Below are 17,800 nucleotides of genomic sequence, written 5' to 3' on the forward strand. Positions count from 1 at the left end.
TGGGGGCCGAGGCACCCGAGCGGCACACGGATAGGATTGTTGACGTCATCTTCGTCTTTGAGGTCCGTCCACAACGCAGGAGCGCCACCGCATGGATCAGCCGGGATCCCCGCCGCCGATCATTCGGCTTGGCAGCACTCACCGTCACGCTGCCCTCCGGCTACTCGTGCATGTGTTTGACCGGGATCCGGCCTGGCGACGAATCATCCGCTGGGCACCGGCCCGCGCGCTGGTGCTGCGGGTGTACTACCGCCGTGCAATGCGGGTGGCCCTCGCCGAGGGTCGGGTCGACCTGATCACCGGCCCCACCGGCACCCCGCTCGCCCTCGCGCTGTGGTTCCACCCACACCCGAGCTCCGGTGCCGCGGATGTCTGGCATCTGGAAGCGATCGTGGTGGCCGAGGCTGCCCGCGGGCGCGGCCTCGGCGGACACCTCATCCGGCACGCCCTGGCCGACATCGACGCCGCGGGCGCCATCGCCACCCTGGATGCCAGCACCCCCGACAGCCAGCGCCTCTATGAGCGCCTGGGCTTCACCCCGGTCGGCCCGGTGCCGCCCTGGCCGTGGCCGCGTGATCTCAGGATGCGGCGTGAAGCTCGCGCAACCGGCGCCGAAACAGCAGCGCCGTAAGTAGCGCCCCGCCCACGAAAATCCCCGCGGTAATCGTGTACACGACGGCGTAGCTGTGGACTGCGGCATCGGCCATCACCTGCGGGGTGGCCGGCACATGCCCCACCAGATAGGCGGTCATTGCCGAGGCGGCGAGGGTGTTCAACAGCGCGGTTCCGATGGATCCACCCACCTGCTGGCTGGTATTGACCAGTGCCGAGGCTACCCCCGCATGCTCACTCCTCACCCCCAGGGTTGCCGTCTGAATCGACCCCGGGAAGATCGTGCCGATCGCAAAGCCGAGCACAATCATCGGCGGCATGATGTCCGCGACATAGGTACTGGAGAGATCCAGTGTTGTCAGCCAGGCCATGCCGAGGGCCGCGAGCACAAATCCGATGGGCACCAGGATCTTGGGTCCAAACCGGGGAAGCAGCAGGTTTGTTTCCAGCTGTGCGGCGATTACCAGGGCCCCGATCAAGGGCAGGAACGATGCCCCCGTCTGGGTCGGAGTGTAGCCGAGGCCGGTCTGCAAATAGTAGGTGAGGAAGAGGAAGATCGCGAACATCCCCACACTCGCCAGCAGCAGCGCCGAGTAGGCGGCACCGCGGTTGCGGTCGAGGACGACCGAGGGGTGCATCAGCGGGTTGCGGGCCCTGAATATCCACACCACGAAGGCGACCAGCAGGACGCCCGCGGCGATCAGCATGCCCCAACTACTCGCGGCACCCCAGCCGTCGGTGTCCGCGTTCGAGAATCCGAAGACCAGGAAGAACAGCCCGCCCGAGACCAGCACGGTGCCCAGAATATCCAGGGGCGTGCGCTCACCGGGTGCGGCCGCCGGGCGAATAAAGAGGAGGGCCCCGATTCCGGCGATCAGCGCGATGGCAATGTTCACAAACAGGGTCCAGCGCCAGTCGAAGTGCTCCGTCAACATCCCGCCGAGCAGCAGTCCGAGCGCACCACCGGCACCGGAAATGGCGCCCCAGATCCCAAACGCCCGCGAGCGCTCCCGGGACACGGTGAAGGTGGTGGTCAGCACCGAGAGTGCGGTGGGGGCAAGCAGCGCACCGAAGGCACCCTGGAGCGCGCGGGCCACAACGAGTACCCCGAAATCGGGCGCAGCGCCGCCGATGGCCGATGCCAGCGCAAAGCCGATCAGCCCGATCATGAAGGCCCGGCGACGGCCGACGAGGTCGGCGATCCGACCACCCAGCAAGAGCAGCGAGCCAAACGCCAGCGCATAGGCGGTGATCACCCACTGTCGTTCGCCGTTGGAGAACCCCAGGTCTGCCTGGGCCGAGGGGAGGGCGATGTTCACGATTGTGGTGTCGAGATTCACCATGAGTTGAGCGAGTGCGACGGTGGCCAGGGTCAGCCATCGCCTCGGATCGGGGACGGTGCCAACGGGCGGGGTGGTGCGGTTCATGTCTGCTCCAGCTAAGATAAGGACTATCAGTCCGTTTAGCATACGGACTACCGGTCCGTTTAGCAAGGGAAGTGTCATGACGAGTCTTCGAGCCGACGCCGCGCGTAACCATGCGGCCATCCTTCGTGCCACCGGCGAGCTTTTTGACGACGCCGCAAACCCGCAGAGTATCTCCATGGACGAGATTGCCGCCGCCGCCGGGGTGGGCAAGGGCACGCTGTTTCGACGCTTCGGTGATCGACAGGGGCTCATCTGCGCCGTGGTCGAGGAGCGCAGCAAGCCCTTCCAGGCCGCCGTCCTGTCGGGCCCGCCACCACTTGGACCCGGAACCCCTGCCGACGAGCGCATCCTCGCCGTGCTGGATGCGATCATCACCTTCAAGCTGGAGACGCTGCGCCTGAGCCTGGCCAGCGAAACCGTAGCCGCCGATCCCTATCTGCTGCCGATTTACACCTGGTGCCACACCCTTTTGGTCTCACTCCTGCGCGAGCTGGGCCGCATCGAGGACCCCGATTTCACCGCGCACATGCTGCTGTCCCCCACGCGCGTCGACTTCCTGGTTCACGAAATCGAGGTGGCCCATTTCAATCCCGAGCAGATTCGCGCAAGGATACGCGCAACCGTGGCCGCGCTGATTCGTCCAGCGGCCTAGCACCTACGATTCCATGGAGGTTGAGATCCGGACGGTGAACCAGCCGACAGCGCGATGCTGCGAATGATCGTCGAAAACTGCCCGGCGATCTCGGAGGTCGCGGACAACCAGGCCAAATCGGAACCTCCGTGGTCCACCGATTCAACGTGGGCGAAGCTAGGATGAGACAAGCCACGAAACGCCGGAGGAGGTGCCCGTGAGCAGCACATCGACCGGAGAGCTCACGGCGCTCTCGCGCATTTTTTCGGCATCGGCGATCCGGGAAATCGGGAGTCGGGGATACTCACCGGCCCTGGCCCGGGCACTATCTGAAACGGCGATTCCTGAGCGACTTCCCGCGCACGCGACCCTGGCCGAGGCCTACACGATGGCGTTTCACACGCTGCAAAAAATCGGCAACCGAGACGACTACGTGTACCGTTCGGCGCTGACACAAAAAATTCTGCTGGGTCGCCACAATCTGCGCACAGCGACCGTTCTCAACGAATTCCGTGCGGGCCGATCCAAGGCTGACCTCGTTGTCCTCAATGGCACGTCGACCGCATATGAAATCAAGTCCGAACGCGACTCGTTTCAGCGTCTCCATACCCAGCTTTCCGACTACCGATCGGTCTTTGGAAGCGTGTACGTCATAACCAGCCCCACCCAGGTTAAGGCCGCGCTCCGCCTCACTTCCGAGGATGTTGGGGTGCTCACACTGTCGGATCGGTTCCGAATTCAAACGGTCAGACCAGCCCTCGATCAACCCGAGCGCACCAGCGCCCTATCGATTCTCGAAACCCTGAGGTTCGATGAAGCACTGAAGGTTCTAGACGGCCTGGGGATAGACTTCCCGGAAGTTCCCAACACTCGGCGCTGGGGCGCACTTCGACACATCTTCGCAGCACTCGATCCGGCAACCGTTCACGCACACACGGTAGCGGTGCTTCGGGAATCACGATCCCAGGCACACCTGGAATTCTCAATCAGGGAACTTCCGCGGCCATTGACCGCGGCGATCTTGGCAACTAATCCGTCAGCATCGGCCCGACACAACATTCGGTTGGCCACCCGCCAACCGGTCTCGGAAGTACTCACCTGGAAATAGCGTCACCTGGAGTTAGGACAATGATGTACTACCCGTTTTTTCGCGGTAAGCAGTTTGAATTCCTCGCGATCAGGGAGCTTGCGCCCGTGATCGCACGGGCCGGGTTCACCCCGATCATCGAGCCGGTGCACGAATCGTTTACGACGCTCAACCGGACCCTAGACGAACTTATTCTCCACGGAGCCACGTCCACGGTGATTGTGAATCCGCGTCACGGAGCCTATAAGGACGACGGAGAGGACCTTGCCGCTGAGCTGCGGGACGTATTTGGAGATAATGACGCGGTCATTCCCGCGCTCCTTCTCACTCCTACGATGAGTCTGGAACGTGCCCGTGCCCTGATCACCCAGTATGAGGAGCGCCCGTTTACCGTCATCCACGCGGGTTTCTCCGACGGTAAGGGCCTAGCAGAACATCTACCCGACACCGACATCACCCATGTTTTTCTAGACGCACAGAACACGCTTTATCGCAGACCCTTCCGCGGTGGACGCAGAGTCCTTATCTCCGACGGATTTATCCGAAAAAAGAACGCCGACTATGACGAGGTGGATCGCTTCTCCGATCTGCACGTAACCTATAGCGAACTGGGCGGCGACGGGTACGGGGACTTTCTCACCGTTGGTGATTTCTTCGCCCAGGGCGGCGGGCCCGCCTATGCGGTGGCTATCCACCTGACGTATATCGATCCCAGCCAGGATGATCAGATGTTCGTGGCGCACTTCAAATCGGATTCAAACGATACGCCGCTTGATCCCGCAGGCAAGTTCAGCCAGGCACTAAATAAGCTCGTGGCAAAGGTTGATGAACCGAATTCGCCAGTGGCCAACACCAGCGCCGTAAGGGAGTTTCAAGAGCTACACGAGCGCGGGCATTTCCCCGGACTCGGGTACGTGAAGAAGCTCTCGATCAAGCACCACATCGAGACCCTTGCAGGGTTCCACGGTCGTGTCTGAACGCCGATGCTGTGCTACCTGTTTTGGTGACCGGCTGATTCGTGAGCAGTTCATTGCACAGTGTAATCCGCTCTCCCAGACTTGTGATTATTGCGGAAGCGCCGGTATGGAATGCGTCCTACCTGAACAACTGAGCTTGTGGTTTAACACCCTGATGGCGACCTACCGGGTTGTCCGCGATGGAAAACCCATCATTGACCTCCTCAGGGAAGAGTGGGGTCTCTTTGAGGGATCAGGGTTGAGCACTGCCGATGCGATGTGGCTGTTGGCAGATGTCTTAGATGACGGTCAAATAGTACGAAAGTCCTTCGAGCCGATCCAGGATCCCGCTGCAGGTCAGCTTCACCGGTGGGACGACCTGCGCGATGAGATGATGCATGAGAATCGCTGGTTTCTGAATCAGCCGATGAATCTTGATCGGCTCAAGGAGTTGCTTGGTGGGCTCACAACTTCCCGCGCCGACCTCGAAGGTCTGAACTGGTACCGCGCACGGCTAATGAGCGGTTCGACTCCGTTTCATCTGTCCGAAATGGGCGCGCCGCCGCGCCATCTAGCCGGTCATGGGCGCGCGAATCCGGCGGGCATTCCGTACCTGTACCTCGGCTCCACCATCGAGACGTCGGTGGCTGAGTTGCGCCCTCATACGGGCGAAAGCGCGAGTGTTGCAACATTCCAACTTGCGCAGGAGGACCTGAAGTTTGCGGACCTTCGCGATCCGCGCCGTCTGCTTTCACCGTTCATCTGGGACGAGACGGGAATCATCGAACTGCGCGCCGATCTCCCACTCATCGCGCGCCTCGGTTTCGAACTTACCCGCCCGATTCATCCGCGAGGTGCACCATATGAGTACATTCCCACCCAGTATCTCAGCGAGTTTGTGAAGTCCTGCGGTTTCCACGGGGTCCTGTATCGCAGCTCGGTCAGCAGCGACGGCGGGGTCAACGTTGCATTGTTTGACCCTGCGCGCGCGACCCTGATCGATGTACAGGAGGTTGCCGTGAAGCAGGTCAGCGTTCAGCTTCGGTAGGGGGGCGTCCACAGGAGCTCGAGGTACGCACGCGTGCACGCGAAATCGTGGACGCGTTGGCAGAGCTCCCTCCCGAAACTCCGGTGCTCTCACCCAGAGACCTCGGGGGTCACAACGTGTTGTGGAACAACGGCCGAGTAAGCGGGATTCTGGATTGAGACCTCGCCTCCCCCAGCGACCGCTCAACCGATCTGGCGAGCCTTGGAGTGTGGCACGGCGGGAACAGGCTTGCCCGGATTGCGCCCACCGATCAGGTACATCGCGCCCTGATTCGCCGGCGCACGTTCTGGCTCCAACAGCTCGGCTTCCTGCTGGTGTCCAAACACCCGGAAACCGAGATCTCCCCGGTTGCCGCCCGGGCTTCCCGGTGGCTGAGCGAGGAGGAAACCCGCTGAACCGGGGCCATTCATGATCACACCATGGATGGCCCCGGGTTCACTCCACTACCCCGGTGACCCGGCTCGGGCCCGGCGCAGCATCACCGCGCCACCCAGCATCAGCAGGAGCGCCGCGAGGAACAGCATCTCCAGTGGCGACTGCGAACCGGTTGTGGCCAGCCCGCCCGGAGGCGGGGTGCCCGCGGGATCCCCGGGGGTGACGGTCGGAGGTGTGACCACCGGGCTCTCGGGCTTGGGCGGAACCGGGTGCTCGGTGTCGGCCGGCGGCGGCGTGATCGGCGGCAGCCCCGGCGGCTGGGCGCTAGCGGTCACCCGGTTTTCCAGGAGCTCGCCCCCGGCGTTCTGGTTGACGGTCACCGAGTAGGTGATCTCCACCGTCTGTCCCGCGGCGAGCGCACCGGTCCACACCAGGGTGGCCTCCTCGGGATCAACAACCGGGTCAACCGTGCGGAAGCCGTTGATCGTGGCCACCGCATCATCGTTGTAGGTGACAAACTCCCACAGCCCGGCCATATCGTCCTCGATCACCACCGGATCCAGCACCGTTTCACCGGTGTTGGCACCGGTGACCGTGTAGGTGATCCGGCTTCCGGGAAGAACAACCGTGCCCGATGCGGGATCGGCACTCTTACCCAGCTCGAACCCCGGAGTGGGAACCGGATGCTCGGTTTCACCCGGCGGCGGCTCGATCGGCGGCAGCCCCGGCGGGGTCGCCTCTCCGCTCACGCGGTTGCGGAGCAGCGCACCCGAGGCGTCCTGGTTGACGGTCACCGAATAGGTGATCGTCACGGTTTCGCCCGGTGCCAGAACCCCGGTCCAGACCAATGATTCGCCGTCCTCGCCGGGAACCAGGGTCCCTGCCGGATCGGTTCCGTTGATGCTCGCCGCGGCATCCTCGTTATAGGTGACGTGCTCCGACAGTCCGCTCAGATCATCGGTAATCACCACCGGATCCAGCACCGTCTCACCCGTGTTGATCCCGCTCACCGTGTAGGTGATGGTGTCCCCCGGATGAACGGCAGTGCCGTTTTCCGGATTGGCTGACTTGCCCAGCTCGAACCCCGGGGTCGGCACCTGGTGTTCGGTATCCACGGGCGGCGGAACAATCGGCGGCAGTCCCGGCGGGGTTGCCGTGCCGCTGACGTGGTTGTTCAGGGTCTCGCCCGACGCATCCGCGTTGACCGTCACCGAGTACGTGATCGTGACGGTTTCGCCCTCGGCCAGCACACCGGTCCAGAGCAGCGTTGCCGCCTCGGGGTCGTGTGTCAGGGTTCCGGCGGGATCGGTACCGTTGATGCTCGCCGCGGCATCATCGTTGTAGGTGACGTACTCCGACAGCCCGCTCAGATCATCGTTGATGACCACCGGGTTCAGGATCGTCCCTCCGGTGTTCTTCCCCGTCACCGTGTAGGTGATGGTGTCACCAGGGTGAACGGTGGTTCCGCTCACCGGATCGGCGGACTTGCCCAGCTCAAACCCCGGAGTCGGCACCGTGTGCTCGGTGTCCACCGGCGGCGGAATAATCGGAGGCCGCTCCGGCCCCGGCGGGGTGGCGGACCCACTCACGTGGTTTTCCAGCAGCTCGCCCACCGCGTTCTCGTTCACCGTCACCGAGTAGGTGATGGTCACCGTCTCGCCCGGGGCCAGCGCACCGGTCCAGAGCAGCGTGGCCTCGTCGAGGTCGGGCGTCAGCGTTCCCGCGGGGCCCGTCCCGTTGATCTTCGCCTCGGCATCGTTGTTATAGGTGGTGTAGTCCGAAAGACCGGCCATCTCGTCCAGGATCGTGACCGGATCCAGCACGGTACCGCCGGTGTTACGGCCGGTCACCGTGAAGGTGATCTTCTCTCCGGGGTTCACATCCGCGCCCGAACGCGGCACCGAGGTTTTGCCCAGCACAAATCCCGGGGTGGGGACCGGATGTTCGGTGTCCACCGGCGGGGGCTCGATCGGCGGCAAGCCCGGAGGCGTTCCGGCACCGGTCACCCGGTTTTCGAGCGTGTGCCCCACGGCGTTTTCGGCAACCGTCACCGAATACGTGATGGTCACACTCTCACCCGGGTCGAGTACCCCCGTCCAGACAAGGTTCGTTACCACCGGTTCCGGAGTGAAGGTGCCTGCGGGGGTGCTCCCGTCAATGGTCGCGGCGTGATCGTTGTTATAGGTGGCAAACTCCAGTACCCCGGTGAGGTCATCCTCGATCACAACCGGGTCCAGCACGGTCTCCCCCGTGTTGGTTCCCACCACCGTGTACTTGATGATCTGGCCGGGATGTACCTCGGTGCGATCCGCGGGGTTCGCCACCTTGGTGAGTTCAAAGCCCGGAGTCGGGACCGAGTGCTCGGTATCCGTGGGCGGCGGAGTGATGGGGGGAACGCCAGGCCCCGGCGGCTGCGCCGAACCGGTGACCGCGTTCTGCAGCTCCTGACCGATGGCGTTGGGGTTCACCGTCACCGAGTAGGTGACGGTGACGGTTTCGCCGGGTTTCAGCGCGCCCGCCCAGTCGAGTTTCCCCGTGGTCTTGTCCAGGGTGAGGACTCCCGCGTCCGTGGTCCCGTCGATCGTCGCAAACGCATCGTCGTTGAAGGTGACGTACTCCGAAAGCCCACTCAGATCATCGTGAATCTCCACCGGGTCGAGGATGGTTCCGCCTGTGTTGACACCCGTCAGCGTGTAGGTGATGGTGTCACCCGGGTTTACCTCGGAACCGTGCGGCGGGTTAGCGGTCTTGCCCAGGGTGAACCCGGGGACGGGCACCGGGTGCTCGGTCTCCCCGGGCGGTGGGGTGATCGGCGGGCCCACCGGCGGCACCGCGGTGCCGGTTACCCGGTTCTCCAGCACCTCACCGAAGGCATTGGGCTTGACCGTCACCGAGTAGGTGATGGTGACGGTTTCACGGGCGTTCAGGGCACCGGTCCAGCCGAGCTGCGCGTTCTTCGGATCGGTGTTCAGGGTGCCCGCCGAGGTGGTTCCATCGATGGTCGCGAACGCGTCGCCGTTGTAGGTCACGTAGTCCCAGAGATCATCCAGGTCATCGGTGATGGTGACGGGGTTCAGCCGGGTGTTTCCGGTGTTGGAACCGGTCACCGTGTAGGTGATGACATCCCCCGGCGCCACGCTCTCCCCGTTGGCCGGGTCGGAGCTCTTGCCCACCACGAATCCCGGTGCCGGGGCGGGCAGCAGGGTGTTGGTGACCACCACGTTCACGGGGTCCTCGGACTGACCGTCGGCGGTGATGGTGAGGGTCGAGGGCACCACGCTCGCGGTTCCCCACACCCCTCCGGGTACCGCCGGGGGCGTCGACTCGGTCAGGGTCAGGATGGCCCCCACGGGAAGCTCTCCGCTGGTTTTCACCTCGCCGTTGGCGGGCAGAAGAAGGGTCCCGCTGCCGGCCGGGAATGATCCATCGGCGGCCGCGGGGTAGGTGTAGTTCAGGCGGAAGTCGGCCAGCCCCGAGGGTGCCAATCCGTTGGCGTCCACCAGGACCTTCCTGGCCGAGAATGCGCCGACCGAGGGCTCCTCATAGTTCGCCTCGTTGGTCACCCGATAAAAGGTGAGGGCTCCCAGGTTGCCGTTTGCGGAGGTAAACGTCACGTCAAAAACGCTGTCGCCCTCCGAGCCGGGAATGGGGTTTCCGCTCGCATCCACGAGCTGGAATTCACCGTCCCAGACCACGTTCTCGGGCTCGGTCGGGGTGACCTCTTCGCCCACCACTCGGGTCCCCGCGGGGAAGGAGCTGGACCATGTGGTCTTGCCGGGGCGCAGCGTCAAGGTCCCGTCCATGCAGCCGGGACCGGAGTGCGAGGCGTGGTTGTATCCGGGCTTGGTGGTATCGCACGCCTTGTAGTTCACGCCGTAGGCGGTGGGGAGATCGGGATCGCGCTCGGCGGTGCCGGTGATCTCCTTCTCAAATGCCAGTCGGCCCTGATTGGTGCCCACGGCGCCGCCGCTGCCGCTCTGGTTGGTCACCGAGCCGTCGACCTCGGTTCGCTCTCCGTCATCACCCACGATGATCGTGGCGCTGTTGCGATAGGTGCCCTGGGCACCGTGGTCCAGGGTCTGAACCTTCCAAGTGACCCAGTACACGCGGCCCTTGAGCCCGCGCTCACCCTCGGGAAGGGTGGGGTCTTGGTAGCGGTTTCCGGTGGCGGTGATGAAGTCTACCTGTGTACCGCCTTTGCTGACGGTGAACTCATCCTCGGGCAGAAAGGTTCGTGAGTAGAAGTTAAGCTCTTCGCGGCCGTCCGGCTCCACGACCACAACGTCGAAGTACTCAACGTAGGGGCTGCCTGGCAGGACCTCGTAAATGGAGGTGTCGATCTCGTCGATGACGGTGACCGGAACGCCGATCTCCATGCCGTCCGATCCGGGGGTAGGAACACGAACCTCCCACCCGATGGTGTCGTCGGTCTTGTCGTACCAGCCGATCTTTGAGCCATCCTCAGGATCGAGCTCACAGTCCTCCTCACACTGACTGCCTCCCGGGCGAATGGTCACCTCGTTTGTGAAGTTGTCAACGATGGGGAAGCGGACGGTCTCATCCTCGGTGTTGCCGTTGATGACCGTTACCTCAAACTTGAAGAACCCCTCCATGTTCTGCGGGTGCTCCTCGACGTAGTCGTCATCGAGCTCGCAGTACACGGACGTAGTGCTCACCGTGCAGGTTCCGTTCGGTGTGCCATCGGGTGCGTAGAGTGTGATGGTCTCGGGCTCACCGCGAAGCTCTCCGGGGAGCGGAATCGTGCCGGAAACCGGAACGACCGCGTCTCCCGGGATGGACATCTGGATGTCCAACCACTGCTTGGTGCCATCCCGGAACTCATCAATCTGCACACCCTCTTCGGTGACAAACGTGATGCTATCGATGTTGACCTGATTGGATGCAGCGACCGCGGCGGAACCAAACCCCACCGCCGTCCCGAGCATCAGGGCCACACTCGCGATCACCGCCGCGGTTTTGCGTAGCAAGCCCCGTTTTTGGCGTCGATAATTACCGCTGGAAAGTCCAGGCATGGCTGTGTAATTCCCCCCGTTTCGCTGCCCGCATACCGATCGCACTGCGTCATGTCGGTGCGCCCCCGCGGACAGCTTGTACGAATGTTATCCATACCTGGCACACAAAGCTAGGGTGTGTTTTGTCCGGGATTTTGGTATGGGGAGCCACGCCCCTGGGCATAGCCTGGCTGTAGCGGTCGAAGCGTTTGGCCGCGAGCCCCGATCAAAGGACTCCGCATGCCCATCAGCGACGTCGCATTTGTCGACACGCCCACGCTCCGCATCGGCTATGAGGAGCTCGGCGATCCGGCGGGCCGCCCGGTGCTGCTCCTGCACGGGTTCCCCTATGACGTCCGCTCCTACGACCGGGCGGCCCCGATCCTGGCAGACGCGGGGATGCGCGTGATTGCACCGTACCTGCGCGGGTTTGGTCCGACCCGGTTCCGCTCCGACCAGACGCCACGCTCGGGCCAGCAGGCGTCGCTCGGCCGGGACGTCATCGACCTCATGGATGCGCTGGGCATCGAGCGGGCAATCGTTGCCGGATACGACTGGGGTGGACGGGCGGCCTCGGTGGCCGCGGCGCTGTTCCCCGAGCGGATCGACGGCCTGGTCACGGTGTCCGGCTACCCCATCCAGGACATTGCCGGATCGGTTGAACCCGACCTGCCCGCCGAGGAGAAGCTGTCCTGGTATCAGTACTACTTCCACTCCGATCGGGGTCGGCGCGGCCTGGAGCGATACCGCGAAGACCTATGCCGCGGGCTCTGGCGCGACTGGTCGCCGGAATGGGCCGAGGCGGACACCGCGTTTGCGGACACCGCGGTCAGCCTGCACAACCCGGACTTTGTGGACGTGGTGATCCACTCCTATCGGCATCGCTGCGGACTGGCCGAGGGAGACCCACGCTACGACGAGCTGGAAGAGCGCCTCGCCCGGCGACCAGCCATCACCGTCCCCACCGTCTCGGTAGACAGCGGGGCGGATGGGTTCGGCTGGTTCGACTCCTCGGAGCACGCGTCCCTCTTCTCCGGCTCCTTCCGGCGCGTGATCCTGCCCGGTGTCGGACACAACCCGCCACAGGAGGATCCGGCAGGATTCGGTGCCGCGGTCCTCAGTCTCATCGGCTGAGGCCGCAGAGCCCGACGCTCCGAGACCCGATGTGTAGAAGTCTGATGCCTCCGGCGCCGGGGAACAATTTGTCTGAGCATCGCCTCTCGGCTACTCCGCAAGCACCTCTTCCAGGTGATCCAGCTTGGAACTCAGCTCGCCGCTGTCGCGCGGGCGAATGCCCGCCTTGAGCGCCAGCGAAACGCGGGATCCAAACGCGCCCACAACCCCGGCTTAGCTCCAATCGTCCTCGATGATGGTGAGGGCGTACGCCCTACCTTCGGACAGACCCGAGTCCCTTCGGCTGGCCAGTTCCATCGGTAGGAGGATTTGTGCCATGAAATGATGCATAAGATTCGTTAGTTTCTCGATCGACCCATGAACCGCAACCGTCTCAATGAACTTCCCTCCGCTCATCGCTCAACGCTCAACGCTCAACTCAGATTTGACCTCATCTGCCCCATTCACCCTCTGAGCGCTTCCTATGAGGATAATCTCCCTGCAATCCCTGAAAGATTTGGTGAAGTCCTGCGGATTTGACAGTTTGCTATGTCGCAATTTCGTCAGTTGCGACGGCGGAGTTAGCATTGCATTCTTTAAACCAACCCGCGCGACGGTAGTGGGGGCGCAGGCGGCCGTCGTAACGCGGGTCAGCGTACACATCGATTAGCAGCGGAGAACAATTCACCTTTCCGACTCGATCAAGACCCACAGCAATCCCAAAATAGATGAACTCCGACCCAAAGTGGGGCTATTGCAGCCGGGCAACAAAATGATCTGATTGCAACCATGGTCAATCTAGGTCGGAAACTCGCAGATGGGCTGTATGGAAAACTCGAATTTGATTTTTCGTGCAACCGTGGTCACGCATTTGGTGAACACTATCTTCATGGCGTTTTGAATGAGATTCTCGCTTCTCATATTGCCCCCAATGAAACAAGCCTTGAACCAAGTTTCGCTGCACCTGCGTTACAGAAACCTAACTCTCCGGGACGCAAACGAGAACTCGATTTCGCACTTGTAGACAGGGAAGATAACTCGTCTTTTGTTCATATCGAGGCCAAATGGGCTGGCAGTTCCCACTGCAAACCGAACACGATTCTGAATGATTTGGGGCGACTTGTAGTAATGAAGAATTCTAACCCAGGTTCTACGAATTTGTTCGTTCTTGCTGGCGGTAAAGATCGAGTTGATCACTTGCTAAACAGCGGCTTACTCGCGCCCCAAGGTGCCAAACGGCAACGTCTCTTGGCCTATCCATTCGATAGCCGTGTCCGTACCTTCAATTTCGACAGAAATCTCAGGCCGACTGTCAAAGCGGAACTATCTTCACGACTGCCGTTTTTACCTTCAGGCGTGCACTCTACGCTTTACAAACCTTCTCATGACAATGTGCCAAATTGGCGCGTCTTGGTTTGGCGAGTGCAGTAGTAGCGTTTGATGAGAGAATCCTGTACTTGGCCACACAGCTGTCATTGCCCTAGCGATTTTCCAACGACAAAGCGACGAAGACAATCAATTGCTACCGCAGAATTGCCATCAAATCGCGCATTTAGGATAAGTCCAGGTCTGTAAGTCCGGATCGACCTAAATTCCCAGCGACTCTTCCAGGCTGTTCAACTTGGCCGTCAGCTCGCCGCTGTAGCCCGGGCGAATGTCCGCCTTGAGCACCAGTGAAACGCGCGACCCAAATTGGCCCACGGCTTCGGTGGCGGCCTGCGCGACGCGGTTGCCCCGATTGTTTTCATCATGTACCGATCCGGCACGGTACCATGATCCGAGAAGCGGCACACTCAGATCTCCCCGAGATCAAGCTCGAGCAGCAGCCAAATCGTGAAGAGTTCGCAGAGCATTCCTCGCAGACAAGCACATATCACGATGGTCTTCGCGCGAAGGGCCCCGAGCGCTCCCCTTCCGAATCCTCCACCCCATGCGCTGGAACAGGTATTCGCCGCTGTTTAGTACGTCAACCGTCTCACATGCGATGGCTAGACCTTTTGTCCGGGAACGTAGGAAAAAGTATCTTACGATCCCCTCAGGAATCTGTCACAGGAGTTCGATCTCATCAGCGAGTTGGCAATATAGCCGTTACCAAACTCCCCGCACCCTTTCCCTCCAAAATGCTCTCCAAAGCCGGAGACGCTCTGCCAGTCACCGTCATCTTAATCAAGATAGTCGCCGGACGCACCCAGGCGCAAAGTGCGCCGCACTGGAGATCGGGAATCTTTTCGAATACGCGTTCGTACTCAGCGCCACACATAGGGTGATTTCGTCACGTATGGGGATGTACTGGTGGTTCAGACATCAGAGTCCTTCGCAAGCCAGCGAAAGGCAGCACTACCCGCCGTAAGTGTCGGGCCGCTCGCGACTAGTCAGCCTGCGATGCAGGGGGCAAGGCACTAACCCAGAAGGTCGAGGCAGTGTCATAAGTGGCGACTACGGTCATGCTGAGGTCTTCTTATGAGCAGGGGACACCTCTGTCTGCGATCTGCCCGGAGCTAACTTTAGCGGAGACTGGAGCTCGGATACGAGTAAAAAGACACCCTCCATCGTCGCGCAAACCAGGCGAACATCGATCGTTTAGGATAGTCTTTGCATTATGCTAATCGATGTTCGCCGCCCCCTCGCTGTTGATCTTTTTGCCGGTGCCGGAGGCCTCTCTCTCGGGCTCGAACAGGCCGGATATGAGATTGCGGCGGCAGTTGAGTATGATCCCATCCACGCTGCCGTACATGAGTTCAACTTCCCGTACGGCAAGACTTTCGCTGACGATGTATCGAAGGTCACAGGTGCCAAAATCCGTAAGGAATCTGCCATCGGGGACCGTGAGATCCACCTCGTAGCTGGCGGCCCACCGTGCCAGGGCATCTCGATGATCGGACGCCGGGCGATCGACGATCCGCGAAACACGCTCCTCAAAGAGTTCATCCGCGTCGTGCTGGAGCTGGAGCCGCGCTACTTTCTGATGGAGAACGTGGCCGGGCTAATGGTGGGGGGCCACCGCCAGCTCATCGACGAGGTTGTCGAGATGGTTGAGGCTAGCGGGAAGTATCGAGTGAAAACGCCGATCAAGGTTCTTCAAGCGGCTGACTATGGATCGCCTCAGTCACGACGTCGTGTCTTCCTTGTAGGCGCACGCAATGACGTCGTCCTGCCCGAATACCCTGAGGCGACACACACGCCTCGCACAATCAAGGGTGAAGTCCCCAAGAACCCGACGCTCCCGGTCGGCCCGAGTGTGTCTGAGGCTCTCGGCGATCTCCCTGATGCTGACCTGTTCGACGAGCTGCTGCACGACGACAACGTCGAGTCTGTCGAGTACGGGAAGGCGAGCGAATATGCGGCGCGGCTGCGTGGCTCGAAGGCAGACCCGACCGACTTCTCGCGTCCCCGTCCGCGCTTGGCAAGCGGGCTCACTTCGTCGACTCGAACTGTACACACCAAAAAGTCGATCGACCGGTTCAAGGAGGCCGAGCCGGGCACAACCGAGACCGTGAGCAGGTTCCTTCGCCTGCACCCGGACGGGGTCTGCAACACGCTCCGCGCTGGCACTGCATCGGACCGCGGAGCGTTCACAGCGCCTCGCCCCATCCACCCGGTGCACCCGCGTGTGATCACTGTCCGTGAAGCCGCTCGACTCCATGGATATCCCGACTGGTACAGGTTTCACGTCACGAAGTGGAACGGCTTTCGCGAGATCGGGAACTCCGTCCCAGCTCGTCTGGGACGCGCTGTCGGCGCAGCGATTCTTGCCGCCGATAAGGTCACGCCGATCAAGGGCAAGCCGGTGAAGCTTGGGTCCGCCGATCTCCTCTACATGACGGCTGGCCAGGCACACACCTATTTCGGGCTCACTGAGCGCGTGATTCCGCAGCGCGACCGAAAGGTGGGTTGAACATGGCGACGCCCAAGTCACCGCCTCGTTATGAGCAGATCCTCAGCTGGGTGTTCGAGAAGCGGCATACTGCCGGCTCATTGCAAGTCTCTTGGGATCGTGAGGACCTCGATACTGGGGCTGAGGTCCTCGGGCTGAAGCGCGTAAAGAATCTCGGAGACATTCCCTATACATATCGCTTCCGGAAAGACATGCCTGCTTCGATCAACGGGACGGCACCGGCAGGGATGGAGTGGATCATCCGAGGTGCCGGAGATGGAAAGTATCGATTCGATGCGATCCCGACCCAGATCCAAATTGTGCCGAATCCCTCACTGAGTGTCACGAAGATCCCAGATGCGACGCCAGAGATCATCACGGCGGCTGCTCTCAACGATGAGCAGGCGCTGCTTGCCAAGGTTCGATACAACCGGTTGATCGATATCTTCCTCGGTGTTGCGTCTTACTCGCTCCAGAGCCACTTGCGAACGAAGGTGGCTGAAATTGGCCAGGTTGAGGTCGACGAAATCTACGCCGCCGTTGACCGCTACGGGCGACAGTTCATCCTCCCTGTGCAAGCCAAGGGGGGGAGTGACCGACTCGGAATCACGCAAGTTGAGCAGGACATGGCAGCCTGTGATGTTCGTTGGCCGAACATGATTTGTCGGAACATCTCGGTACAGTTCGCTGGCGATCTCATCGCCCTCTTCGACCTCACAGTCCAAGATGATCGGGTTGTTATCCGCCGAGAGGCACACTACAAGCTAGTGCCGTCGAACGAAATTACAGTCGCAGATCTCCAGAGCTATGGCCTAGCTGCGGGCCCCGAAGATGCCTAGGAGGACGCATGGATTCATCAATTCAATTTCCGCCGTTCTCCGCCGACAGCCGCGGGAACAAGCTGAAGAGCTACGACATCCGGGACCACAAGGGCGACCCGAACTCGATGTTGATGTTGTGCGGCCCCGAAGAAGTGATTGCTCAGATCGCCGCAGTGGCCAAAGGTTCATGCGTGGAAAGGTCGCTGAACGGCAAGGGTCGAGAACGATGGACGCACGCACTTTACTTCCAGAACGGCGTCTCTCAGGAGATCGCAGACCTTTGTGAGGATCTCACCGAGCTGCTCTCTATTCCGAACAGCGCCAGCATCGACCTTTCGTTGAGCCTGGATTGGTACAAGCAGGCCGATGATGAGGGCGAGTTGGTCCACACGCCCGCGGGCCAACTCATCTATCGCACAAAGTACGCGAACAATCCAACGTGGAGCAGCTCACGGCAGGCACGACGTGATCTACTGAAAGCGATGAGTAGCACTATCGAGACCCACCCAATTCTGGCAAGGTCACAGGTTATATCGGCTCCGCCAGGGAGCAAAGGTGACGGGACCAGCTTCGGTGAAATCCTTGGTCAGGACGTCGCGAAGCAGTCGGGGCGAGAGTTTATGCCGATGATCGGACCGGCGCGCGCGCCTCAAAAGGAGCAGATCGGCAGGAACGTTCGCGACGACTTCGAGCTGAGCGAAGTAGACTGGGGGGCGGTTCTCCTCATTGACGATGTGTTTCACACGGGCGTCACTCTTGAGTCAGCGGCACGAGCAGCACGACGCGCGGGTGCCAGTGAGGTGTTCGCACTCACCGCCGCGCGAACGCTGAGAAAGTGACAGCC

General features: G+C 61.6%; 13 protein-coding genes and 2 pseudogenes. 11 read left to right on the plus strand and 4 right to left on the minus strand.

Going from position 1 to position 17,800, the window contains the following annotated elements; translation table 11 throughout:
• The first annotated feature begins 91 nt into the window (after positions 1 to 91).
• A complete protein-coding gene (locus tag D9V34_RS14225; RefSeq protein WP_121689159.1) occupies positions 92 to 631 on the plus strand; it encodes a GNAT family N-acetyltransferase in 540 nt (179 codons plus the stop codon).
• Here the strand turns inward: D9V34_RS14225 and D9V34_RS14230 are convergent.
• A complete protein-coding gene (locus tag D9V34_RS14230; protein ID WP_121689160.1) occupies positions 579 to 2,039 on the minus strand; it encodes an MFS transporter in 1,461 nt (486 codons plus the stop codon). The genes D9V34_RS14225 and D9V34_RS14230 overlap by 53 nt on opposite strands.
• 76 nt (positions 2,040 to 2,115) lie before the next feature.
• Here D9V34_RS14230 and D9V34_RS14235 point away from each other — a divergent pair, with 76 nt between their 5' ends.
• The 5 genes and pseudogenes from D9V34_RS14235 to D9V34_RS18300 all read left to right on the plus strand — a co-directional run.
• On the plus strand, positions 2,116 to 2,691 hold the full coding sequence (locus tag D9V34_RS14235; protein ID WP_121689161.1) for a TetR/AcrR family transcriptional regulator: 576 nt from the start codon (positions 2,116 to 2,118) through the stop codon (positions 2,689 to 2,691).
• A gap of 196 nt (positions 2,692 to 2,887) precedes the next feature.
• On the plus strand, positions 2,888 to 3,778 hold the full coding sequence (locus tag D9V34_RS14240; RefSeq protein ID WP_121689162.1) for a sce7726 family protein: 891 nt from the start codon (positions 2,888 to 2,890) through the stop codon (positions 3,776 to 3,778).
• Between the two features lie 20 nt (positions 3,779 to 3,798).
• On the plus strand, positions 3,799 to 4,734 hold the full coding sequence (locus tag D9V34_RS14245) for a sce7725 family protein (protein WP_245992028.1): 936 nt from the start codon (positions 3,799 to 3,801) through the stop codon (positions 4,732 to 4,734).
• Positions 4,727 to 5,761: an RES family NAD+ phosphorylase gene (locus D9V34_RS14250; RefSeq protein ID WP_147441699.1), complete on the plus strand. Its 1,035-nt coding sequence runs from the start codon at positions 4,727 to 4,729 to the stop codon at positions 5,759 to 5,761. The genes D9V34_RS14245 and D9V34_RS14250 overlap by 8 nt, the downstream gene beginning before the upstream one ends.
• Before the next feature lie 14 nt (positions 5,762 to 5,775).
• Positions 5,776 to 5,919, plus strand: a pseudogene (locus D9V34_RS18300) (phosphotransferase); the annotation flags it as partial.
• 24 nt (positions 5,920 to 5,943) lie between these two features.
• Here the strand turns inward: D9V34_RS18300 and D9V34_RS17875 are convergent.
• Together D9V34_RS17875 and D9V34_RS14265 are read right to left on the minus strand one after the other, a co-directional pair.
• Positions 5,944 to 6,171 carry a hypothetical protein gene (locus D9V34_RS17875; protein WP_183091984.1) on the minus strand — a complete coding sequence of 76 codons (228 nt, stop codon included), beginning with the start codon at positions 6,169 to 6,171 and terminating at the stop codon, positions 5,944 to 5,946.
• Between the two features lie 33 nt (positions 6,172 to 6,204).
• Positions 6,205 to 11,124 carry a DUF7927 domain-containing protein gene (locus tag D9V34_RS14265; RefSeq protein WP_183091985.1) on the minus strand — a complete coding sequence of 1,640 codons (4,920 nt, stop codon included), beginning with the start codon at positions 11,122 to 11,124 and terminating at the stop codon, positions 6,205 to 6,207.
• 264 nt (positions 11,125 to 11,388) lie between these two features.
• Between D9V34_RS14265 and D9V34_RS14270 the strand changes: the two genes are divergently transcribed.
• Together D9V34_RS14270 and D9V34_RS17640 are read left to right on the plus strand one after the other, a co-directional pair.
• The gene (locus tag D9V34_RS14270) at positions 11,389 to 12,282 is read left to right on the plus strand and encodes an alpha/beta fold hydrolase (protein WP_121689167.1); all 894 of its coding nucleotides are present in this window, start codon (positions 11,389 to 11,391) and stop codon (positions 12,280 to 12,282) included.
• Positions 12,283 to 13,050: 768 nt separating this feature from the next.
• Positions 13,051 to 13,692 (plus strand): hypothetical protein, encoded by a 642-nt coding sequence (locus D9V34_RS17640; RefSeq protein WP_147441700.1) that lies wholly within the window; start codon positions 13,051 to 13,053, stop codon positions 13,690 to 13,692.
• A 156-nt stretch (positions 13,693 to 13,848) separates the two neighbouring features.
• On the opposite strand, the pseudogene D9V34_RS14280 reads toward D9V34_RS17640, so the two are convergent.
• Positions 13,849 to 13,986 (minus strand): annotated as a pseudogene (locus D9V34_RS14280) (thiamine-binding protein); the annotation flags it as partial.
• 874 nt (positions 13,987 to 14,860) lie between these two features.
• On the opposite strand from D9V34_RS14280, the gene D9V34_RS14285 reads away from it, so the two are divergent.
• Genes D9V34_RS14285 through D9V34_RS14295 form a run of 3 tightly spaced genes read left to right on the plus strand, consistent with a single transcriptional unit; the run spans position 14,861 to position 17,795 of the window.
• Positions 14,861 to 16,156 (plus strand): DNA cytosine methyltransferase, encoded by a 1,296-nt coding sequence (locus D9V34_RS14285; protein ID WP_121689169.1) that lies wholly within the window; start codon positions 14,861 to 14,863, stop codon positions 16,154 to 16,156.
• Positions 16,157 to 16,158: 2 nt separating this feature from the next.
• Positions 16,159 to 16,974: an endonuclease gene (locus D9V34_RS14290; protein ID WP_121689170.1), complete on the plus strand. Its 816-nt coding sequence runs from the start codon at positions 16,159 to 16,161 to the stop codon at positions 16,972 to 16,974.
• An 8-nt stretch (positions 16,975 to 16,982) separates the two neighbouring features.
• Entirely contained in the window at positions 16,983 to 17,795 is an 813-nt protein-coding gene (locus D9V34_RS14295) for a hypothetical protein (RefSeq protein ID WP_121689171.1), read from the plus strand.
• Positions 17,796 to 17,800: the final 5 nt, after the last annotated feature.

This window comes from Mycetocola lacteus, assembly GCF_003667575.1.
GTDB classification, from domain to species: Bacteria; Actinomycetota; Actinomycetes; order Actinomycetales; family Microbacteriaceae; genus Mycetocola; species Mycetocola lacteus.